Source organism: Pseudomonas moraviensis subsp. stanleyae (assembly GCF_036283065.1).
Classification (GTDB): Bacteria; Pseudomonadota; Gammaproteobacteria; order Pseudomonadales; family Pseudomonadaceae; genus Aquipseudomonas; species Aquipseudomonas stanleyae.
Genome location: NZ_JAADJI010000002.1, coordinates 484,987 through 506,947, shown reverse-complemented (window position 1 = coordinate 506,947; position 21,961 = coordinate 484,987). Strand labels below are relative to the sequence as shown.

Here is a 21,961-nt window from a genome sequence, read left to right as displayed (position 1 = left end):
CTGAGCCAACGCTTTCGCGAGCAGGCTCGCTCCCACAGGGTTTGTGTTTCGGCATTTAGGGTTTGCAGGGGAGGTCAGTCCTGCAGTCGAGTTTGCAATTCCAGGACCTTCAACATTCTGAATTTGATTGGCTTGATGATTGCGGAGCATTAACCCTCATACCTTAAATCAAAAGATCGCAGCCTTCGGCAGCTCCTACACCGATTTGTAGGAGCTGCCGAAGGCTGCGATCTTTTGATCTTGTGTGCGTCAGACCCGCAAACGAATCTGCCGCCCGAGCACATCCATCACATCACAGCCATCGCGCAGCAACATCGCCGCGGCGTGGGCGAGTTGTTGCACGTCGGCGCCTTTGGCCGAGGAAATATCGAGGCTGGCGAGGCTTTCCATCATTTGCGTGACAGCGAGGAAGCGGCTGGCTGCGCTGCTGTGCAGGACGTCGAGGGGGGCTTCGGTGGAGACCAGTAGCACCGGAATGCTGGTTTCGTTGTGGGTCATGGAAATGTGCGAAGTCATGCGTCACCTCTGGCATTAGCGGCGTGCTGACCGGCGATGGAGGCGTGAATCAGGGCGCGGGCGTTGGCGAGCATCTGCTGGCTGGCCCAGCGCAGTGAGCTGCTGTGTTCCGGGCGGATGGTGGTGGGGGCCTGGTGGGCGAGGGATTCGGTGCAGTTGATGTAGACGGCCGCGTGTTCGAGGGCGTCGAGGAGGGGGATGTCGGGGCGGACGGTGAAAGGGTGGTGAGTGGTTTGGTCGCGGGGTTTGGACTTTGTGGTTGGATCGGTCATGACGCAGCTCCTTAGACATTTGGAAAACAATGCACACCTTGAGGATTGCCGAGCCGTCAAACCCGGTCACGAATGAGTCGTGACAGGGCGCGAGGATAGGGAGTGAGGCCAAACCCGTCAACCGCCACAAATCTTGCGAATTTGCCTCGTCCCTTTGTAGGAGTGAGCCTGCTCGCGATGGCGTCCTTGCAGAAAGATTGGTGCTGACTGATACACCGCTATCGCGAGCAGGCTCGCTCCTACAGGGGTTGCGTTTCAAGTCGTGATGAGCGGGCCATTCAGAAACCCAGCGGGTACTGGATGACCACGTAAATCCGGTCAATGTCATCGCCAGCCTGCGCTTCGTTGGCGCGGTGGGTGACGTGCGACAGCTGCACCGACAAATCCTTCGCGGCGCCGGACTGGACGATGTATTTCAGGTCGATATCGCGTTCCCAGTGTTTGCCGCCGCTGCCTTGTTGCGGTTGATAGTCGCCGCTGTCGGCGTCGAACGGGTTGTAGGCGCCACCCTCGGGGGCGTGGGTGCCGTCGATGTGGCTGCCGCTGACGTAGCGAGTCATGAAGTTCAGGCCGGGGATGCCGAAGGCGCCGAGGTCGAGGTCGTAACGGGCTTGCCAGGAGCGTTCGTTGGCCCCGTTGAAGTCGGCGTATTTGATCGAGTTGGCGAGGTAGATCGAGTCGCCTCCGACGAAATCGAATGGCGTGTCGCCATTGATCCGTTGCCAGCCGAGCATCACCGCGTGCGCGCCGAAGGTGTATTTGCCGGAGAGGCTGAACGCGGTGTTATCGATCTCGCCGGCCAGGGCGCGGCCGGTGTCGCGGGTGTGGTAGAGGTTGGCGTCGAGCAGCACGCCGGACTGTTTGAAGTGCAGGTTGCCGTAGTACTGGTGCCAGGTGTCGCTCAGTTCCGAGGCGTAAAGTGCGCCGCCGATGGGGCTGGAGCTGAACAGATCGGCACCGACGAAGCTGATGCCACCCGCTTCGGTGTTGGCGCCATAACCGTAGAAGTCGCCTTTGCCGGAGGAGCTGTCCTGGTTCTTGAAGGCAGTGAAGTGTCCGGCGACCAGATTGACGTTGTCGAACTCGGCGCTGTTGAGCAAAAAGCCTGTGGCGTATTCCGGTTGCAGGCGTTTGTCGGAGGTATCGAAGACCGGGGTTTCTACGGTCATTTCGCCGAAGGCGAGGGTGGTGCGCGAAGCTGTCAATTTGAGCGCACCGCCCGCGCTGGAATAGTCGTTTTCGCTGCGGCCGTCGCTGTCGACCGGAAGCAGACCCGTGCCCGAATGCCCTTTGCCACCGTCGAGTTTCAGGCCGGCGAAGGCGTGGGCGTCGATGCCGAAGCCGATCGTGCCGTCGGTGAAACCGGATGAGAACTTACCGATAAAGCCTTGTGCCCACTCCTGTTTGTAGTTTTTTCCGGAGGGTGTAGGCGAGCGATAGTCGTTGCTGAGGTAGAAGTTGCGCAGCAGCACGTCGCTTTTGGCGTCGTCGAAAAAGGCGCTGGCGTGGGCGGTGCCGGTCAGACCGCAGAGCATGGCGAGCAGGGTGAGGCGGGAGGGGGCGCGGTTGATCATGGTCAGGGCCGGTGGCGATTTGGATGGCGCTGATGATCGAAGATTGGGAGCAGAGAGGATTGGGTTGATGTGCTGAGTTGGCAGCCTTCACACAAGTAAGCCGTGTGGGAGCGAGCCTGCTCGCGAAAGCGGAGTGTCACTTCACGAAAATGCTGGCTGACACAGCGCTCTCGCGAGCAGGCTCGCTCCCACAATTTGAGTCGGGGTGGTCAGATGGAACTGTGGCGGCTGTCAGGCCGCCATCGCTGGCAAGCCAGCTCCCACAGGGTGTGTGGGAGCTGACACGGCGCATTACGCCAGCGGCGGTGTCCGCGGTGGGATCTGGCGTCTGTTGCCGGTGGATTCAAACGCGGCGGCAAAGCGCAGCAGGTTCGAGTCGTCGTAGGCGCGGCCGGCGAAAGTCAGGCCGACCGGCATGCCGATATCGGCCATCACGCCCATCGGCACGGTGACCGTCGGCACGCCGAGGTGGCGGATCGCGAGGTTGCCGTTGGCCACCCAGACGCCGTTGCTCCAGGCGATGTCGGCCGAGGCCGGGTTCACATCAGCATCGGCCGGGCCGACGTCGGCGACGGTCGGGAACAGCACGGCGTCGAGGCCGAGGCTGTCCATCCAGTCTTCGAGGTCAATGCGTCGCGTCTGCTCGAGACCGCGCAGGCCATCTGGCACGGTAGGGATTTCATTCCACGGCGTGATGCCGCGTTCGGCCATGCGCACGTATTCGTCCATGCCGGCGGCCAGATCGCCTTCGCGGTTGGGCAGGGTGCCCGGGTCGTGTGGGAATATCTTCGGCCCGTCGACGTCAACCAGACGATTGAGCTTCGGGTCGCCGTTGGCCTGCAGGAAATCGTCGAACGCCCAGGCCGTCAGATCCCACAGTTCATGGTGCAGAAACTCTTTCGACACCAGCCCACGGGTGAACACGGTTGGCGCGCCGGGGCGGTCGCCTTCGCAGTTGGAGACCAGCGGGAAGTCGGTTTCGATAACTTCGGCGCCGGCGGCTTCCAGGGCCTCGCGCGCCTGCTTCCAGAGGTCGATCACCGATGCGCGGGTGTTGATGCGCTGACCTGTCGGGCCGCCGATGCCGGGGGCTTCGCTGGTGCCGGCGTCGGGGTCGGCATTGATGTACATGCGCGGGATGGCGAAGCGTTTGCCGGCCAGCGCTTTGGCGTCGGCGGCCAGTTCGCTGTACGCCGCCGGGCGCACTTCGCTGACACGGGGGATCGGCACCCATGGTTGCAGGCGCCACAGGTCGCCACGGGTGTCCGGGTCTTCGGCGACAACCACATCGAGCACTTCGAGCAGGTCGGCCATGGTCCGCGCGAACGGCACGACGACGTCCATGGTCGGGGTCAACGGCCAGTTGCCGCGCACCGAAATCACCCCGCGCGACGGGGTGTAGGCGCACAGGCCGTTGTTTGACGCAGGGCCACGGCCGCTGGACCAGGTCTCCTCAGCCAGGCCGAACGCAGCAAAACTCGCAGCGGTCGCGGTGCCGGCGCCGTTGGACGAGCCGGAGGCGAACGGTGCGGTGAGGTAAGCGGCGTTGTACGGGCTTTCAGCGCGACCATATACGCCGCGTTGCATGCCGCCATTGGCCATCGGCGGCATGTTGGTCTTGCCCAGGCAGATCGCCCCGGCAGCGCGCAGGCGTTCGATGGTGAAGGCGTCGCGATGGGCAACCAGATCGGCAAACGCCGGGCTGCCCGAGGCGGCGGTCAGGCCTTTGACCAGATAACTGTCCTTGGCGGTGTAGGGGATGCCATCGAGCGGGCCGAGGGTTTCACCGTTGGCGCGGCGGGCGTCGGAGGCGCGGGCTTCGTTCAGCGCTTGCGGGTTGCGCACGACCACGGCGTTGAGTGCCGTCGGCGTGTCGGCGCCGTCGTAGGCATCGATGCGCGCCAGATAGGCCTGCACCAGCTCCACGGCAGTGGTCTGGCCGGATTCGAGGGCGGCGCGCAGTTGGGCGATGGAGACTTCGGTGACTTCGATCATTGGGTCACCGGTTGAGCATGAGTGTTCTGGGCAGAGGTATTCATAGCGATTCTCGTGGCACGGCTTGAAGCGACAAGGTCGGGACTGGCGCCTATTTAACACCATGCGGCGGCCTGAGTAATCTCTGCGTCAATTCGCCGACCTCCATCCATGCGCGAATCCCCTGTAGGAGTGAGCCTGCTCGCGATGGCGGTCTATCAGCCAATATCTGCATCGAGAGACAAGTCGCTATCGCGAGCAGGCTCACTCCTACAGGGGGTCGTGTGCATTCATTAATGCCGTGCCCCACAGGAAGACCTGCGCAACATGTTCTAGGCTCAGCGCATCCCGAATGCTGCGCCGCTCAGGAACGTTGCCATGGAAGAGAAGCCGCTGATTGCCTTCAACAGTTCCAAAGCCTTGCTCGACGTGCTGATCCGCGCCGGGTTGATCGCGACGCTGGTGCTGTTCTGCTACGACATTTTTCATCCATTTCTCAACGTGATGCTGTGGGCGCTGATCCTCGCGATCACCCTGTACCCACTGAACCGGAAACTCGGCGCCAAATTGGGCAACCGCTACGGTTGGGCAGCCATTGTCCTGGTGTTGCTGGGCGTGGTGATCCTGATGGTGCCGCTGAGCCTGCTCGGCGCATCCGTGGCCGATTCGGTAAAGGCGGGCATGCACACAGTGGAAGCGGGGCAGTTCGAGATTCCACCGCCGCCGGCAAATGTCGCCGAGTGGCCGCTGATCGGTGCGCCGTTGTATGGCATCTGGATGCACGCGTCGCAGGATCTGAGCTGGGTGTTCAAGGAGCTCGCGCCGCACCTGACCAGTTGGGGCCGGGTGCTTTTGCATCAGGCCGCCGGCGTCGGCGCAGGCATCGTGGTGTTTGTCGTGGCGCTGATTGTCGCCGGGCTGATCATGACCCACGGCGAGCGCGGCCATCGCACGGCAGTGGCGATTACCACGCGGATCTCCGGTCCGGTGCGTGGCCCGCAGATTGCCCAGTTGTGCACCTCAACCATTCGCGCCGTGGCGCAAGGGGTGGTTGGTATCGCCTTTATCCAGATGATCCTGATCGGCGTGGCGCTGGTGATCATGGGCGTGCCCGCTGCCGGCGTTCTGGCCTTGATGGTGTTGCTGCTGGGAATCATGCAACTGCCGGTGCTGCTGATTACCGTGCCGGTGGTGGTGTTCGTCTTCGCTCACGACGGTGTAAGCGCCGGTACGATCATATTCGCCGTGTGGATGGTGATCGCCGGGCTCTCCGACAACGTGCTCAAACCGATGCTGCTCGGGCGCGGTGTGGCCGTGCCGATGCCGGTGGTGCTGATCGGCGCGCTCGGCGGCATGGTCACCAGCGGCATCATCGGCCTGTTCACCGGGCCGGTGATTCTGGCGGTCGGTTATGAGTTGTTCATCGGCTGGGTTTACCAACCCGCCGATGTCAGTGAAGTGCTGGACGATACTTCCCACGACACTCAACCATAAGCAACGGCGCCTGCAGAACAGGCTGGTGGCAAGGCCTGGCCAGGCTCGGCGAGGCGTCGGACCCTGTTGCCGACGCCGCGCTGATCAGTCGATGCGCGGATGCTGCAGCGCCAGTTCCTTGCGCTTGGCTTCCAGGGCGGCAATTTCGGCATCGATGTCTTCGATTTTCTGCTCGATGTTGTCGTGGTGTTCCTGCAGCAGCTCCTTGGCCTCTTCGAGGTCGGAGGCCGCCGGGGCTGCGCCACGCAGGGGTTTGTTGGCGGTTTCCTTCATGGTCACGCCGGTGATCAGGCCGACCACGGCGATGACCATCAGGTAGTAGGCGGGCATGTACAGATCGTTGGTGCTCTCCACCAGCCAGGCCACGGCGGTCGGGGTCAGACCGGCGATCAGCACCGAGACGTTGAAGGCACTGGCCAGCGCGCTGTAGCGGATGTGCGTGGGGAACATCGCCGGCAGGGTCGAGGCCATCACACCGATAAAGAAGTTGAGCAGCACCGCGAGGATCAGCAAGCCGGAGAAGATCAGGCCGATGCTGCCGCTGTTGATCAGCATGAACGCCGGGATGGCGAAGATGAACAGGCCAATACTGCCGACGACGATGAAGGGTTTGCGGCCGATCTTGTCGCTGATAAAACCGATCAGCGGCTGCACGAAGAGCATGCCGACCATGATCGCGATGATGATCAGCACGCCGTGGTTTTCGCTGTAATGCAGGTTGTGCGTCAGGTAGCTCGGCATGTAGGTGAGCAGCATGTAATAGGTGACGTTGGTCGCCGCCACTACGCCGATGCAGGTCATCAGGCTGCGCCAGTGTTTGGTCGCGACTTCCTTGAACGACACTTTCGGGCCGCCGGCGAGGCCTTCGCGGTCGCCTTGCTCGAGTTTGTCCACGTGCTGCTGGAAGGCCGGGGTTTCTTCCAGGGCGTGGCGCAGATACAGGCCGATCATGCCCAGCGGCAGGGCGAGGAAAAACGGAATTCGCCAGCCCCATTCTTCGAAGCGCTGTTCACCGAGAATCGTCGAAATCAGCACCACCACGCCGGCACCGAAGACGAAACCGGCGATCGAGCCGAAATCCAGCCAGCTGCCGAGGAAACCGCGCTTGCGGTCCGGGGCGTATTCGGCAACGAAGATCGAGGCGCCGGTGTATTCACCGCCGACCGAGAAGCCCTGGGCCATTTTCGCCAGCAACAGCAGGATCGGTGCCCAGATGCCGATCGAGGCATAGGACGGAATCAGGCCGATGGCAAAGGTGCTCAGGGACATGATGACGATGGTCGCGGCGAGGACTTTCTGCCGCCCGTACTTGTCGCCGAGTGCGCCGAAGAACAAACCGCCAAGTGGACGGATCAGGAACGGCACGGAGAACGTCGCCAGGGCAGCGATCATTTGCACGCCAGGATCGGCGCCGGGAAAGAAGACCTTGCCGAGCACATAGGCGACAAAGCCGTAGACGCCAAAGTCGAACCACTCCATGGCGTTGCCCAGAGCGGCGGCGGTGATCGCCTTGCGCATCTTGGCGTCGTCGACGATGGTGATGTCTTTCAAACCGATCGGTTTGACGGTGTTCTTGCGTGATTTCATTGCGATGTTCCCGCTCGCTGATCCAGATTACCGCTGCGATGCCATCTCCATGATGGCGCCGGCTCTTCTGGCTCAGATACATGCGGACACGAAATAATTCACCGATGGCTGGAATTAATTTCGACAGGTGGGAGGAGGGTTCGGTGCTCTGGAAGGCTTGGCTGAGCATTCAAGATAGCGGTTGTCTGATCCAATGCCATCGCGAGCAGGCTCACTCCTACAGTTTTGCGCGGCGAATCACAATTCCCTGATCCAACACAAATCCCCTGTGGGAGCGAGCCTGCTCGCGATGGCGGCGCTACATTCAACATCGCAGTCGCCTGACCCAGCGCTTTCGCGAGCCGGCTCGCTCCCACAGGGGTTCTGTGGTTTGCCAGAATTTTGCGCACGCCGCCAATCCTGTAGGAGTGAGCCTGCTCGCGATGGCGGCGCTACATTCAACATCGCAGTCGCCTGACCCGACGCTTTCGCGAGCAGGCTCGCTCCCACAGGGGTTCTATGGTTTGTCGGGATTTTGTGTCCGCCGCCAATCCTGTGGGAGCGAGCCTGCTCGCGATGGCGGCGGGACATCCATCACAAGGCTTAAAGCGCAGCCTTCACCTGCAATCCCACCACCAGCGCATTGTCGATATCCTGCCCGGAGAATGCGCCCGGTTCGATGATGTATTGCAGGTTCGGGCGCAGGGTCAGCCATGGGGTGGCCTGGTAGCCGTAGCCCAATTCGATCAACTGTTCGGCGCTGTCGAGATTCGGAAACGCGGCACCGTTGGCCATTGCGGCATCCTGTTGTACATCACGACTGCGCGGGTTCGGCACGGCGCGGCCATAGCCCAGCGCTACGGTGTCACGCGGGCGGCCTTGGAACGGTTTGTACAGAACCACACCGGTGCCGTACCACTTGCTGAACGGCGAGGCTGCTTCACTCGCTGCCGAATACTGGCCGAACGCATGCAGGCTGCGGCCTTCGGAGGTCGGCGAGCGCCATACCGCCTGATCGACCAGCAAATAGTGCCCGCCACGACCGGAGACTTCATTGTCGCTGCCAATGCGTTTGACGTCGGAGCTGTCGTAGTAATAGCCAACTTTGTACTCACCCGGCAGCTCGCCGGCGTGCTTGTAGACCAACTCGATCGGCACGACAGTGCCGGTGGTGTGCTTCGGCCCCAAATGCCAGGCGCGGCTGGAATTGCCGTTGCTCTCGGGGTCGACGTTGAACGCCGCCACGCGCAGTTGCCAGGACGGCGAGAGGTCGTATTTGACCCGCACGCCCAAGTGCGCGTTGGGGTAGTTGGTCCAGCCGCTGCCGCCGGACATGTTCAGCGGATGGCCGCAGAAACCGGCATTCATGAAGTTGCACAGGATGCCGCTGTCGAGGCCGCCGAGGTCGTTGCCCATGGCCATGTAGCCGAGCTTCACGTTCAGCGCCGGAGTGAACAGGCTGCGCTCGTAACTCAGTTCGGTGAGGCGCGTGTACAGGCCGCCGTAGTTTTCCTGGATCGGCAAGCGGTTGCCGACCAGATCTTCCGAAGCGCTGTTGCCGCGACGGTCGTTGACGGTCAGTTGCACCTTGCCGGCATTGTCGACGCCATACAGTTTGCTCAGATCAAACTGCACGCCGAGCTTGATGTTCTGCGAATAACGCGCCGAACGGTGCAGGCCGCCGTCGGCGTTGTAGGCGGTTTCGCCGCTGTAATCGCCAGTGAACTTGATGCCGTCTGCATCCAGTTGATGACGCAAGCCGCCCCAGTCACCGGTCAGGGTGCTGCGGGTCAGCAGATCGGTGTCGCTGGCAGCCAGCGCGGGGAGGGCAGTGGTGCAGCTCAGGCCCAAAAGCAGGCCGGTGCAAAGTCTGGAACGGGAAAAGCGAACAGCCGATGACATGTGAATCCTTCCTGCTGAAATCTTCAACGCATTAAAACGGCGACGCGGTGCTTTGGGGCACCGCGCGCTGGGGGGAGGGTGGATGTACAGCAGCGAATTACGGCAGGGCGTAAGCCATCACGTAATCGCCACGATCGGTGGACTGGCGTGCGCCGCCAGCGGTGACAACGATGTACTGCTTGCCGGTTTTCGGCGAAACGTAAGTCATCGGCCCGCCCTGGCTGCCGACTGGCAGACGGGCTTTCCAGACTTCTTCACCGTTGCCGCTGTTGAAGGCGCGCAGGTAGAAGTCCTGAGTGCCGGCGATGAAGATCAGGCCACCTTGGGTCGACAGGGTGCCGCCCAGGGTTGGCAGACCGATCTTGATCGGCAGGTGCATGCGGATGCCCAGAGGACCGGTGTCTTCAACGGTGCCGACCGGAACCTGCCACGCGACTTTCTGGGTCTTCATGTCGATCGCGGTCAATGTGCCGAACGGCGGCGCCTGGCACGGAATACCGGCGACCGAGAGGAAGCGGTTCTTGTTCACCGCGTACGGCGTGCCTTTGAGCGGAACAGCGCCCATGCCGGTGTTCAGCGCTTCGCCACCGCCAGCGGCCTGGCCTTTGTTCTGCGACGGGATCATCTGAATCCACAGACCCAGGCGCATGTCGTTGACGAAGATGAAACCGTGCACCGGGTCAGTGGAGATGCTGCCCCAGTTCATGCCACCCAGCGAACCCGGGAAGCTCAGCGATTTGTCAGTACCCGGCGCGGTGTACAGGCCGTCGTAGCGCATGCTCTTGAAGTCGATACGGCAGAGCAACTGGTCGTACGGCGTGGCGCCCCACATGTCCGACTCGGTCAGGTGCTGCGCGCCGATCTGCGGCATGCCCACGGATTTCGGCTGGGTCGGCGAGTACGGCTCGTTAGGGATGTTCGCCGCTTTCACCGGGACTTCCTTGACTTCGGTCAGCGGTTTGCCAGTGGCGCGATCAAGCACATAGATCTGCCCGGCCTTGGTGCCAATGACCAGCGCCGGAACGCTTTGGCCGTCCTTGTCGAAGTCGATCAGGCTAGGCTGCATCGGCAGGTCGAAGTCCCACAGATCGTTGTGCACGGTCTGGAACACCCAGCGTTCTTCACCGGTGCTGGCGTCCAGCGCGAGGATCGAGGCGCCGTACTTGTGGTCCAGTTCGCTGCGTTCGACACCATAGATGTCGGTGGACGAGCTGCCCATCGGCAGGAATACGGTGTTGGTCGCCGCGTCATAGGACATCGGCGCCCAGCTGTTCGGCGTGCTGCGCACGTAGGTGCTGCCATCAGCCGGTGCATTGCGGTCCTGCGGGTTGCCCGGGTCGAACGCCCAGCGCATGGCGCCGGTAACCACGTCAAAACCACGAATCACGCCGCCAGGCATGTCGCTCTGCACGTTGTCGGCAACGCGCCCGCCAACCACCACGGTGGTGCCGGCCATCAGCGGCGCGGACGACAATTGATAGTAGCTGTCCGGAACATCACCCAGACCGGCCTTCAGATCGACCTGGCCATTGTTGCCGAAACCCTGGCAGAACTCGCCGGTGTCAGCATCGACCGCGATCAGGCGCGCATCGATGGTGTTGGTCAGCAGACGACGCTGGCAGTTGGCAGCCGGCGCCGGTTTGGCTTCGATGATCGAAGAATTGCTCGGTTGCGCGAGGGTGGCGGTGGCGTCGAAATAGGCCATGCCACGGCAGCGCTGCCAGACTTTCGATTGCGCGTTGATCGCGTTCTTCCACAGCTCTTTGCCGGTGTCGGCATCGAGGGCGATCAGGTTGTTGTGCGGGGTGCAGATGAACACCTTGTTGCCGACCTGCAGCGGGGTGAGCTGGTCTTCGGCGCCGTTGCCATCGCTTTCGGCGATGTCACCGGTGTGGTAGGTCCACGCGACTTTCAACTGGTCGACGTTGTTGCGGTTGATCTGATCGAGCGCGGCGAAGCGGCTGCCACCTTCGGTGTTGCCGTAGTGCGCCCAGTCTTTTTGCGCCTTGGCCGGCTCGACCGGAGTCAGGCCCGGACCAGTGCCGGTAGCGGCAACGGTCGGATGAGCGACGAACATGTTGCCGGCAGCAACCGCCACTCCGACCGCGAGCACAGCGGCCACGGCATACGCACCACGACCGGCAACGCGGCCATTGGCGCGCGCCAGCAGCGGGTAGACCAGGGCGACGACCATACCGATCGCGCTGAACATGAACAGCCGCGAGAACACCGGCCAGAACACCAGCCCGGCGTCAGCCACGGCCCAGATCGCAGTGGCCACGAGAAACGCGGCGAACAGCCAGGCGCCGGCGGTTTTCTTCAGTGCGATCAGCACACCGGAAACGGTCATCGCCAGACCGCCGATCAGGAAGTACCAGGAACCGCCCAGGCTGACCAGCTTCACACCGCCGACCGCGAGCGCCAGACCGAGCAGGGCGATGATCACGCCAAGGCCGACCAGAATGAACGTTGAAACGCCTGAGACGCGTTGACTGTGGTTCACATTGAAAGTCCCGTTTGAATGAAGCGCGGGATTATAGCGGTAACTAACCATTCAGTTAACCGCAGTTTTGCCATGAAAACGTGCACTTCTGTGAATCAAGCGTGGTGCAGGATGAGGAAAACGCAAGTTGGGAGAGGTTTCTCTACGTTTCAGCAGGGAGGGCGAGTCGGCCTTGTAGTTGCAACGCGCATGCCCAAACACCGCAGTGAATTCACCCCTCACCCCAGCCCTCTCCCCGAGGAGAGGGAGCTGATTTGTGGGCTTTTTGAGGCCGGTGCTCACCTCGGTATTTCAGGTCGGCGTAACTCGCACATTCAACTCGGTCAGTTCCCTCTCCCTCTGGGAGAGGGCTAGGGTGAGGGGCTTTTGATCTTTCGGGACTGAGGTCGGCTTGAAATCGGCTGATGGTCACATGCGCAAAACACCGCGTTGAATTCACCCCTCACCCCAGCCCTCTCCCCGAGGAGAGGGAGCTGATTTGTAGGCTTTTTGAGACCTGTGTTCGACTTGGTATTTCAGGTCGGCGTAACTCGCACATTCAACTCAGTCAGTTCCCTCTCCCTCTGGGAGAGGGCTAGGGTGAGGGGCTTTCAGGATTGATCACGATGGCGACCTTGCCCTTGGCCCGGCCTTTTTCAACGTAGTGCAAGGCGTCAGCTAACTGATCGAACGCAAAGGAGCGGTCAATTACCGGTTTGATCACCCCGGCCTCGATCAGCGCGGTGATTTTCTGCAACTGAATGCCATCGGCGCGCATAAACAGAAACGAATAACCCACCCCACGCTTGCGTGCCTTGCGCCGGATACCACTGCTGAGCACGCGCATCACCAGCCCAAGCGGCCAGTACAAACCCTGCTCTCGAGCAAACTGCGCAGTCGGCGGCCCGGACAGGGAAATCAGCTGCCCACCAGGTTTCAGCACCTTCAACGACTTCTCCAGCACATCGCCGCCAAGGCTGTTGAGCACCACGTCGTAATCGCGCAGTTCGCTGGCGAAATCCTGCTGTTTGTAGTCGATCACCACATCAGCGCCCAGCGCCTTGACCCACTCGACATTCGCCGTGCTGGTTGTAGTCGCGACGAAAGCGCCAAGGTGCTTGGCCAGCTGGATGGCAACCGTACCAACGCCCCCGGAGCCTGCGTGTATCAGCACTTTCTGACCCTTTTGCACCTCGGCGACTTCGACCAGTGCCTGCCACGCAGTCAACGTCACCAGCGGCATGCAGGCCGCCTCGGTCATAGCGAGATTGGCGGGCTTCAAGGCTACCGCTTGTTCGTCGACCGCAATGCGTTCAGCAAACGTGCCAATCCTCTTTTCAGGCGCACGCGCATAAACCTCATCGCCCGGTTTGAACCGCGTGACCGCCGCGCCTGTGCTGAGCACCACACCGGCGACATCGTTGCCCAATATCAAAGGCATCTGATAGGCCAGGATCATCTTGAATTCGCCGCTGCGAATCTTCAGGTCCAGCGGGTTGACGCTGCTCGCGTGCACCTCGATCAGCACATCGTGGGCGCCGACCACCGGCTCGGCTACGTCGCCAATCCGGCCGTTCTGCTTGCCGAAGTGCTCGATGAAAAATGCCTTCATTGCGGATGCTCTTGTCAGTAGGAACCCGCCGGCATAGCGGCGGGTCCGGGTGAGGTCAGGCTTGCGTCAGATACCGTTGCGCCACCGCCGACTGGCGAATCTGCCCCAACAGGCCCTGCCGCGCGGTTTGCAGGGCATCCCAGCGTTCGTCTTCATGCAGCGGCGGGATGGTCACCACTTCGCGACGGTCGAAACCGACCAGCGCGGCGTCGACCATATCGCCGACTTCCATGATGTCGGTCAGCGTGTTGATGTCGATACCGGCGCGGTCCCAGATCTCGGTGCGGGTGGCGGCGGGCAGCACGGCCTGCACGTACACGCCCTGTGGCGACAGCTCCAGGCTCAGGCCCTGAGAGAGAAACAGCACGAACGCCTTGGTCGCGCCATACACCGACATGCCGAACTCCGGCGCCAGGCCGACCACCGAACCGATGTTGATGATCGCGCCGTCGCCGGCCTTGGCCAGCCGCGGGGCAATGGCACTGGCCAGACGCACCAGCGCCGTGGTGTTGAGCGCGACCAGTTGCGCCACGCTGTCGGTGCTCTGTTCGATGAAGGTGCCGGACTGCGCGGCGCCGGCGTTGTTGACAAGGATGCCGATGCGCGCGTCGTCACGCAGACGCGCTTCGACGGTTTGCAGATCGCTGAGTCGGGTCAGATCGGCTTGCAGCACTTCGACATTGACGTCGTGTTCGGCACGCAGATTGGCAGCCAGGGTGTCCAGGCGCGACTGGTCACGGGCGACCAGCACCAGATCGTGCCCGCGTTGGGCGAAACGCGCAGCGTAGACAGCGCCAATGCCGGTGGAGGCGCCAGTGATCAGAACAGTAGGGCGAGTAGTCATGGTGTCGGCTCTTTTTCAGTAGATGACTGATTGGGGTTTTTAGGATGATGACCGAAATCTAAACTGTCAATGATTTTGATTATGGCCAACATCTATGTATCATCGGCGCATGATTTTTCAGCGCTGGAGGTATCCAACATGCGCGTATCAAAGGCTCAGGCTCAGGCCAATCGCGAGCACATTGTCGAAACGGCTTCTGTGATGTTCCGCGAACGCGGTTATGACGGGGTCGGCGTGGCGGATCTGATGGCGGCCGCCGGTTTCACCCACGGCGGTTTCTACAAGCACTTCGGCTCCAAGGCCGACCTGATGGCCGAAGCCTCGGCCAACAGCCTGGCGCACTCGCTGGCCAGCGCCGAAGCGCTGAGCGTGCAGGATTTCATCGATGTCTACGTTTCACGCGACCATCGCGACGGACGTTCCACCGGTTGCACCATGGCGGCGCTGTGCGGCGATGCGGCGCGGCAGTCGGGGGATGTGAAGACAGCTTTCGCCGAGGGCATCGAGCGCTTATTGCAGACGCTCGGCGAGAAATACCCGAGCGCAGCGGATGCACCGGCAGGTGAGGGCAGAAGCAAAATGATCGACCTGCTGGCCCATGCGGTCGGCGCGATCATGCTGTCGCGGGCCTGCCCGGATGACTCGGCGCTGGCCGATGAAATCCTGGCGGTGTGTCACGCTTCGATGACTGAGTCGTTGCCCGTGATCGAGACTCAGCAAGAAACCACGCAAGACAGCTGAAGCGATCAGCGCTGGCGCTGCAGGGCCTTGTCGAGTGCCGCCAGCAACACCTCTTCCTCGAAGGGTTTGCACAGGCATTCAAAGGCCTGGTAATGCCCGGTTTCGGCCAGCGCCGCCTCGTCCCAATGGGCTGACATGCAGATCACCGGAATCTGCCGCGGCAGCGCGCGCATGACGTCGATGCCGGACAGGCCGGGCATGCGCAGATCCAGCAGCAGGCAGGCAGTCTCGGCAAAATCGGCCTCGGCGAGAAACGCTTCGCCACTGGCATACACCTGCGCGCGATAACCGACCGAACGCAGCAGATTCGACAGGCTTTTGCGCACGGATGCGTCGTCATCAACGATGCAGACAATGGTTGGTCGGGTGCCGTCGGCCGCCGTCGGGTGACCCGCCGAGCCGCTCACGACAGGCTCGATGGGCCAGGCGAAGGCGCAGCGCTGATCAGTCCGTAGAGTTCGACGAGGTTGACCAGCGAGCGGGTCTGCATCTTCGCCATGATGTGTTTGCGATGGACCTTGGCGGTCACTTCACTGGTGCCCAACTGATTGGCGATCTGCTTGTTCGACAGGCCACCGACAATCAGCGGCAGCACCTCACGCTCACGCGGGGTCAGTTGCGCCGCCAATTGCCGCACATGCTGCACCCGTTGCCATTGATCGTACGCCGTCGCCGCGTGCTGACGAGTGTTGCGCAGAATGCCGAGCAGTTCATCGTCATTGAATGGCTTGGTCAGGAACTCCACCGCGCCGGCCTTCATGGCCTGTACGGACATCGGAATGGTGCCGTGGCCGGTCATGAAGACCACTGGCCACGGCAAGCCGCGCTGGTTCAGCGCCGCCTGCAACTGCAATCCCGTGGCTTCCGGCAGGCTGACGTCGAGCAGCAGGCATGCCGGGCCGCTGACGATGTCGGCCTCGAGCAGTTCTTCGGCGGACTGGAAGATCCGGTGTTCGATGCCTTCTGCGCGCAACAAGCGACTCAATGCGGTACGCACGCAGGCCTCATCGTCGACGATAAATACCGGCACCGACTGCGCATCGACGGGCGGCGGCTGCGCCACGATCGGCGCCGAGGCCAGTGGGTTGAACAGCGGCAGTTTGGGTTCGCGGTCTTTCAATAATCGGTAACCTCGACGGGGAACCGTCTGGATGATTTCTTTTTCCCCGAGCAGTTTGCGCAGCGAGGAAATCTGCACCTGCAGATTGTTCTCTTCGACGACGATGTCCGGCCACACCTGATTGATCAGTTCGTCTTTGCTGACGATGCGCCCGTCGGCCTGCATCAGCACGGAGAGTATTTCGAACGCCCGCCCGCCCACGCGCAAGGGCCGGCCATCGAGAAAGGCTTCGCGCCGTTCCAGGGAAATCGTGGCTTGGCCGAGTCGGATCATGCAGGCCTCTGCGTTGCGGTGAGAAGGACAGGGCGCGGGCGCCGGGTTATCAGGTTCGTACGCTAGGGGACGGCCTGGCATAAAGCAATTATCCCGAGGGATAAGTCGCGTGCTTTTATAGTCATGCAAATTGCGGCGGGAGGCTCTGGACGGCCATCTTGAGGCCGTAGACGGACATCCGCGCAGCGACCGGCCCTGCGGCAAAAAAACGCTGCGTATACTTCACCATCAGCCTGAATCCCATTTCCAGCGGTGAATGTGTATGCCCGGCCAGCGATCCTCATCTGCAATGTCCCGCGCTGGCGATGCGCCGATGCTTGATGAAGCATGGCTGGAAAACTGCCGGTTCAGCCTGCTGCGCCGCGACCATGAACTGACCTGGTTCACCCTTGAAGACAGCCGCTCGGGCCAGAAATGGTTCGCCGTGCGCGCACCGATTCAGCGTCCGGCGCTGTGCCAGCGGCTGGAGCGCGATTTCCATTTGCAGTTGCCTTCGCAGTGGGCGATCAACCCGCTCGCGCTGATTCGTTCAGCGGACGGCCCGGTGTTGGTCTATCCGCAGTGGGGCGCGCCGCTGGCTGGACTGATCGACGCCGCCGGCCTGCCGCTCGGGCGCGTGCTGAATATCGCCGTCGCCGCCACGAATGCGCTGGCCCACACTCACCAGCATCCCGGCGTTCCACATACCCCTGTGGGAGCGAGCCTGCTCGCGAAAGCGTCAGTCCAGCCGGCATCACCATTGACTGACCCACCGCTTTCGCGAGCAGGCTCGCTCCCACACGGATCCCTGTTGCCTTGGCATCTGATGATCGGTGCCGACGACAGTGTCAGGCTGATGGGCCTTCACACCCAGGCGCAGGAAACCTCGGCGACCGAACTACCCAGTCTGGAACACTGGCCTTATCTGGCGCCGGAACAGCTGCAGCGCGACGGCGCTAATTCCGATGAACGCAGCGACGTGTATGCGCTGGCGGCGATCATCTACGAGGCCCTGACCGGGCATCCGCCGCTGAGCGCCCGCGACGCGTCGCAATGGTTGCATGTGCACGCCGCCGTCGAGCCATTGTCGCCGGCGCAATACATCCCCGACCTGCCGCAAGGCATTTGCCATGTGCTGCTCAAAGGTTTGGCCAAGGAGGCGGACGCGCGCTATCAGAGCGTCGAATCGCTGGCCGCCGATCTGACCTGGTGCCTGCGCCAATGGCAGAAAAAAGGAGAGATCGAAGCCTTCCGCCTGGGTGCCTTCGATGCACGGGCGACGGCCACGCGCGGCGATGTGCTGTTTGGCCGTGATGATGAACGTAAGCAACTGCTCGAACAGATCCAGCGCGTGCGCAGCGACGGCATTGCCCGCGTGCTGCTGGTCGCCGGCGCGCCGGGGGCGGGCAAGTCGACGCTGATTCAGCAAGTGCTGCGCACACAAGCACCCGGTTACTGGGCCAGCGGCAAGGTTGAACTGCTGCAAAACGACCGACCCTTCGCGCCACTGGCGCAGATTTTTCAATCGTTGATCAGCCAAGTGTTGACCAAGCCCACGCTGGCCTTGCAGGCCTTGGCCGAGCAATTGCGCGAAACCCTCAAGGGCCGTGGCCGCTTGCTGCTGGACCTTGCCCCGGAAGCCGAACTGCTGATCGGCGCCACTGCAGAATTGCCCAACATGCCGGCGCGGCATGCCCTCGACCGGGTCAATCGGGCGCTGCTCGATGTGCTCGAGGTCTTTGCGCAACCGGGGCATCCGCTGCTGCTGTTCATTGATGATGTGCAGTGGGCGGACGATTCGACTCAGGCGTTTCTCAAAGCCTTCAGCGTTCGACCGACGCGGCACCTGCTGCTGGTTCTGGCCTATCGCGAGGGCGAGTTGCTGCAAGGTCCGGGCGGCTGGCTCGATGACTTGCGCACCGCCCCGACATTGCCCGTCACCGATCTGGCATTAGGGCCGCTGTCGGTACAGGCCGTCGCGCAACTGATGGCGGTCGAACTCGATGCCGATGTCGACAACCTCGAAGCGCTGGCCCGTGTGGTGCATTTCAAGACCGCCGGCAATCCGTTGTTCGTCAGCCAGGTGGCACGGGCTCTGGTGGACGAGCGCCTGCTGCGTTTCGAGGCGACGACGCGGCGCTGGGTGTGGGATCAGGCTGAGGTGAACGGCTATCGCTACGCCGACAACGTTGCAGAACTGATGGTGCAACGCGTGCAGCGTCTGCCGGCCAGTGTCCGCGAGGTGTTGCGCACGGCGGGTTACGTCGGTGGTCGCTGTGACGAAGCGCTGTTGCAGCGATTGCTGGCGGACGATCCGGTGCAGTTGCTGCGTGATGTCAATTACTTGGTCAGCGGCGGATTTCTCCTGCGCGAACCGGGCCAACTGGTATTTCCCCACGACCGCGTGCTCGAAGCCGCCGCTGCCCTGACGGCGCCGGCCGGGCGCACCGCCGAACATGCGCGCATAGCCGCCGCGATGCTCGATCACTGCGGCGAGGAGCGGAAGGCGCAGGTCTTCGACATCGCCAGCCAGATTCAGCGCAGCGACGTCAACGCACTGCAAGCGCCTCGGCGCGCCGATTTCATCCAGCTATTGGTCGAAGCCGCCGAGCGCGCCCGCGATAGCGCCGCTGTCGAGCAGGCCGTGGATTACCTGCGCAGCGCCGAGGCTTTGCTCGGCGACAGCGGCTGGACCCAGCTCTACCCGCAAGCCTTCGCGGCCCGCTGGCTGGCGGCCGATTGCGCGATGTTGCTGGCGGATCTGCCCGGCGCACAACAGCGTCTCGATGACTGCCTCAACCACGCCGAGACCACACTGGACCGAGCGAAAACCTATCGCCTGCGCGCCAGCCTGCGCACCTTGCACTCCGATTATCACGGCGCGATCAGCGAAGCGCTGGCCGGTCTTGCCTTGCTCGACATCGACCTGCAGCGGCAACCCTCGAAAGCGCAACTGGGCGAAGCCTTCGAGCGCGTTCGACAACTGGTCGGCGCGCGACGGATCGCTGAGCTGGCGGCGTTGGCCAAGGCCAACGATCCGCAAATCGAAGTGGCGATGGAACTGCTGAGCACGCTGATCGCCTCGTTCTTCGTGCAGGACGATATTGCCTTCCTGCACTTGGCGAAGATGGTCGAACTGACTTTGCTGCACGGCACGACGCCGAGCAGCGGTTACGGTTTTGCCTGGTACGGCGTAATGATCGCCGACCGCTATGGCGAATATCTCGACGGTGTCGCTTTCGCCGAACTGGCGCTGGAACTCACGGATCTGCACGGCTATGAAGCGGGGCGCACCGGGACGCTGGTGGCGCTGGATCAGGTCAGCGCCTGGACCAAACCGATGGCCTACGCCCGGCAGAAGGCTTTCGCGGCGTTCGAGTGTGGTCAGGCGGGCGGCGACCTCGGCATGTCGTGTTACGCCTGTAATCACATCGGCTCGGATCTGCTGTTCATGGGTGAGCCGCTGCAAAACGTGTTGAACGAGCTGGACGTCGGCCTGAGCTGGGTGCGGCAGTTTCACTACATCGACATCGAACGCATTCTGCTGGCGCAACAGGCGTTTGCCGGCGACCTGCGTAACGGGCCTGAGCTTCGTTCGATCGCAGAGCTGGATGCGTTGGAGCATGACCGCTTCGGCCCGCTGGATCGCGGTCGTGTTTCACAGCCGACACTGTTCTGGAGGTGGTTGTACTCGGGCATGTCGGCGTTGTATTTCGGTGAAGTGCGCTACGCGCTGCGGCGTTTCGAAGACGCCGAGGCGTTGACGTGGTCGCTGCCGGCGCACATCGATCTGGCCCATTACTACCTGTTCTACAGCCTGGCGCTGGCCAGCCCCGAGGCGCCGGGTCCTGTGGCGGAAAAACTGCAGAAACTGGAGCAGCAACGTCAGCGGTTTCTGCGATGGACTGAACTCAATCCTTCGACCTTCAGCAACAAACTGCTGCTGGTCGAAGGCGCCATGGCCCGCGTGCGCGGCGAAGGGCTGGTTGCCATTCGCTGCTTCGACCAGGCGCAAATCGCCGCGGCCGCTGCCGGGTTTATCCATGAGCAAGCCCTGGCCCACGAGCAATTGGCTGAAGTTTGCCTGGCAAACGGTCTGGTCTCGGGAACGCATCATCATCTGCGAGTTGCCCGCGATTGTTATGTGCAGTGGGGCGCGCAGGCCAAGGCGCGTCAGCTCGAAGCCGCGCATCCGTTTTTGGCTCGCGAGCATTCGCTGGAAACCGTAGCGCCGGTGACGCGGGTGCGCCTTGATCTTGAGGTCGGCATCGAAGCGGCGCGCGCGGTCTCGCAAGAAGTGCTGCTCGATCGGCTGGTGGAAACCTTGATGAATCACTTGATGATTCAGGCCGGCGCCGATCGGGGTGCGCTGTTGTTGGTCGCTGACGGTGAGTTGCAACTGGCCGCTGCCGCGCACGTCGAGGCGGGTAACGTGCGGGTCAGCCAGGACAACCAGCGCTCGTTTGAGCAGATCGCCCCGGTTTCAGTGCTCAATTCGACCATGCGTACGCGCACGCCGATGGTGCTCGACGATGCCCGCGCCGAATGCCCGCAAGCCTGCAGCGCGGATCTGCAGCAACGGCAGACGCGCTCGATGATGTGCCTGCCATTGCTCAAGCAAGGTGCGCTGATTGGTCTGGTGTATCTGGAAAACAGCCTGGTGCCGAAGCTGTTCAGCGCTGAGCGCCTGACCATGCTGGAAATCCTCGCCTCGCAGGCAGCGGTGTCGTTGCAGACCGCGCGGTTGTACGCGCAGCTGGTCGAAGACAACCGCCTGCGGGCGCAGATGGAGGCTGACTTGCGCAGCTCGCGGGCGGAACTGGCGCGTAACTCGCACCTGAAAATGATGGGCGAACTGTCGGCCTCGATCGCCCACGAAATCAGCCAGCCACTGCTGGGAATCTCATCGAACGCCTCGGCCAGTCTGCGCTGGCTCAAGCGCGACACACCGGATCTCGACGAAGCGATTCAGGGGCTGGAGGACATCCGCGCCGACAGCGCCCGGGCCACCGAGATTGTCCAGGCCTTGCGCGCCCTGGCCAAACAGGCGCCGCTGCAACGGCTGCCGCTATCGATTGACGGATTGATTGGCGAGGTAGTGCAACTGACCGCCAGTGATGTGCACAGTCGCAGGGTGAGCTTGCACACCCGACTCAATGCTGCTGACACGGTGTTGGCGGATCGCGTGCAGATCCAGCAGGTGATCTACAACCTGATCACCAACGCACTGGAGGCGATGGCCGGGCAGGGTGTTGTGGATGGGCGCCTGGTTATCGAGTCGACGGCGGCCGATGGGCAGGTCTGTGTGTCTGTGCAGGACAACGGGCCGGGGATTGCCGAGCATCAGCGCGAGGAGATTTTCGACGCGTTCTTCACCACCAAAGGCAGTGGCATGGGCATGGGCCTGGCGATTTGCCGAACGGTGATCGGCGCCCATGGCGGGACGCTGCGCGTGGAGGACAGCGAAGAGGGCGCGCGGATCTGTTTCAGACTGCCGCTGGCACCGGACGCCAAGCTCAAAAGCCCCTCACCCTAGCCCTCTCCCGGAGGGAGAGGGGACTGACTGAGGTGTTGGGTCGAGGTACGCCGACGTGCAATACCGAGTTGAATTC

Annotated in this window: 14 protein-coding genes; 3 read left to right on the top strand and 11 right to left on the bottom strand. The window is 62.4% G+C overall.

Annotated elements, in window-relative coordinates:
• Positions 1 to 249 precede the first annotated feature (249 nt).
• From GXB78_RS04695 to GXB78_RS04680, 4 genes are all read right to left on the bottom strand, one after another.
• Positions 250 to 516 (bottom strand): short-chain dehydrogenase, encoded by a 267-nt coding sequence (locus tag GXB78_RS04695; protein WP_329514518.1) that lies wholly within the window; start codon positions 514 to 516, stop codon positions 250 to 252.
• Positions 513 to 788 (bottom strand): DUF3077 domain-containing protein, encoded by a 276-nt coding sequence (locus tag GXB78_RS04690; RefSeq protein WP_329514517.1) that lies wholly within the window; start codon positions 786 to 788, stop codon positions 513 to 515. The genes GXB78_RS04695 and GXB78_RS04690 overlap by 4 nt, the downstream gene beginning before the upstream one ends.
• A 278-nt stretch (positions 789 to 1,066) precedes the next feature.
• Complete coding sequence (locus GXB78_RS04685; protein ID WP_329514516.1) at positions 1,067 to 2,362, bottom strand: OprD family porin; 1,296 nt, start codon at positions 2,360 to 2,362, stop codon at positions 1,067 to 1,069.
• Between the two features lie 291 nt (positions 2,363 to 2,653).
• The gene (locus tag GXB78_RS04680) at positions 2,654 to 4,357 is read right to left on the bottom strand and encodes an amidase (protein WP_329514515.1); all 1,704 of its coding nucleotides are present in this window, start codon (positions 4,355 to 4,357) and stop codon (positions 2,654 to 2,656) included.
• Between the two features lie 357 nt (positions 4,358 to 4,714).
• Between GXB78_RS04680 and GXB78_RS04675 the strand changes: the two genes are divergently transcribed.
• Positions 4,715 to 5,830, top strand: a complete 1,116-nt coding sequence (locus tag GXB78_RS04675) for an AI-2E family transporter (RefSeq protein WP_329514514.1) — start codon at positions 4,715 to 4,717, stop codon at positions 5,828 to 5,830.
• A gap of 84 nt (positions 5,831 to 5,914) precedes the next feature.
• On the opposite strand, the gene proP is transcribed toward GXB78_RS04675, so the two are convergent.
• The 5 genes from proP to GXB78_RS04650 all read right to left on the bottom strand — a co-directional run bounded on the left by proP (position 5,915) and on the right by GXB78_RS04650 (position 14,236).
• Complete coding sequence (proP, locus tag GXB78_RS04670; RefSeq protein WP_329514513.1) at positions 5,915 to 7,417, bottom strand: glycine betaine/L-proline transporter ProP; 1,503 nt, start codon at positions 7,415 to 7,417, stop codon at positions 5,915 to 5,917.
• A 582-nt stretch (positions 7,418 to 7,999) separates the two neighbouring features.
• Entirely contained in the window at positions 8,000 to 9,298 is a 1,299-nt protein-coding gene (locus GXB78_RS04665) for a carbohydrate porin (RefSeq protein WP_329514512.1), read from the bottom strand.
• Positions 9,299 to 9,395: 97 nt separating this feature from the next.
• Complete coding sequence (locus tag GXB78_RS04660) at positions 9,396 to 11,801, bottom strand: glucose/quinate/shikimate family membrane-bound PQQ-dependent dehydrogenase (RefSeq protein WP_329514511.1); 2,406 nt, start codon at positions 11,799 to 11,801, stop codon at positions 9,396 to 9,398.
• A 574-nt stretch (positions 11,802 to 12,375) separates the two neighbouring features.
• A complete protein-coding gene (locus GXB78_RS04655) occupies positions 12,376 to 13,392 on the bottom strand; it encodes an NADP-dependent oxidoreductase (protein ID WP_329514510.1) in 1,017 nt (338 codons plus the stop codon).
• A gap of 55 nt (positions 13,393 to 13,447) precedes the next feature.
• Positions 13,448 to 14,236: an SDR family NAD(P)-dependent oxidoreductase gene (locus tag GXB78_RS04650; protein ID WP_329514509.1), complete on the bottom strand. Its 789-nt coding sequence runs from the start codon at positions 14,234 to 14,236 to the stop codon at positions 13,448 to 13,450.
• A gap of 138 nt (positions 14,237 to 14,374) precedes the next feature.
• On the opposite strand from GXB78_RS04650, the gene GXB78_RS04645 reads away from it, so the two are divergent.
• Complete coding sequence (locus tag GXB78_RS04645; protein WP_329514508.1) at positions 14,375 to 14,977, top strand: TetR/AcrR family transcriptional regulator; 603 nt, start codon at positions 14,375 to 14,377, stop codon at positions 14,975 to 14,977.
• Positions 14,978 to 14,982: 5 nt separating this feature from the next.
• On the opposite strand, the gene GXB78_RS04640 is transcribed toward GXB78_RS04645, so the two are convergent.
• A complete protein-coding gene (locus tag GXB78_RS04640) occupies positions 14,983 to 15,384 on the bottom strand; it encodes a response regulator transcription factor (RefSeq protein ID WP_329514507.1) in 402 nt (133 codons plus the stop codon).
• On the bottom strand, positions 15,381 to 16,370 hold the full coding sequence (locus GXB78_RS04635) for a response regulator (RefSeq protein WP_329514506.1): 990 nt from the start codon (positions 16,368 to 16,370) through the stop codon (positions 15,381 to 15,383). Before GXB78_RS04635 ends, GXB78_RS04640 begins: the two co-directional genes overlap by 4 nt.
• 352 nt (positions 16,371 to 16,722) lie before the next feature.
• Between GXB78_RS04635 and GXB78_RS04630 the strand changes: the two genes are divergently transcribed.
• A complete protein-coding gene (locus tag GXB78_RS04630; protein ID WP_408005106.1) occupies positions 16,723 to 21,885 on the top strand; it encodes a trifunctional serine/threonine-protein kinase/ATP-binding protein/sensor histidine kinase in 5,163 nt (1,720 codons plus the stop codon).
• Positions 21,886 to 21,961 lie beyond the last annotated feature (76 nt).

Bases quoted from the DNA above. Each gene is read 5' to 3' on its own strand.
- GXB78_RS04645 (WP_329514508.1), top strand. From the start codon at position 14,375: ATGCGCGTATCAAAGGCTCAGGCTCAGGCCAATCGCGAGCACATTGTC.
- GXB78_RS04665 (WP_329514512.1), bottom strand. From the start codon at position 9,298: ATGTCATCGGCTGTTCGCTTTTCCCGTTCCAGACTTTGCACCGGCCTG.
- GXB78_RS04685 (WP_329514516.1), bottom strand. From the start codon at position 2,362: ATGATCAACCGCGCCCCCTCCCGCCTCACCCTGCTCGCCATGCTCTGC.
- GXB78_RS04680 (WP_329514515.1), bottom strand. From the start codon at position 4,357: ATGATCGAAGTCACCGAAGTCTCCATCGCCCAACTGCGCGCCGCCCTC.
- GXB78_RS04675 (WP_329514514.1), top strand. From the start codon at position 4,715: ATGGAAGAGAAGCCGCTGATTGCCTTCAACAGTTCCAAAGCCTTGCTC.
- GXB78_RS04650 (WP_329514509.1), bottom strand. From the start codon at position 14,236: ATGACTACTCGCCCTACTGTTCTGATCACTGGCGCCTCCACCGGCATT.
- GXB78_RS04690 (WP_329514517.1), bottom strand. From the start codon at position 788: ATGACCGATCCAACCACAAAGTCCAAACCCCGCGACCAAACCACTCAC.
- GXB78_RS04655 (WP_329514510.1), bottom strand. From the start codon at position 13,392: ATGAAGGCATTTTTCATCGAGCACTTCGGCAAGCAGAACGGCCGGATT.
- GXB78_RS04635 (WP_329514506.1), bottom strand. From the start codon at position 16,370: ATGATCCGACTCGGCCAAGCCACGATTTCCCTGGAACGGCGCGAAGCC.
- proP (WP_329514513.1), bottom strand. From the start codon at position 7,417: ATGAAATCACGCAAGAACACCGTCAAACCGATCGGTTTGAAAGACATC.
- GXB78_RS04695 (WP_329514518.1), bottom strand. From the start codon at position 516: ATGACTTCGCACATTTCCATGACCCACAACGAAACCAGCATTCCGGTG.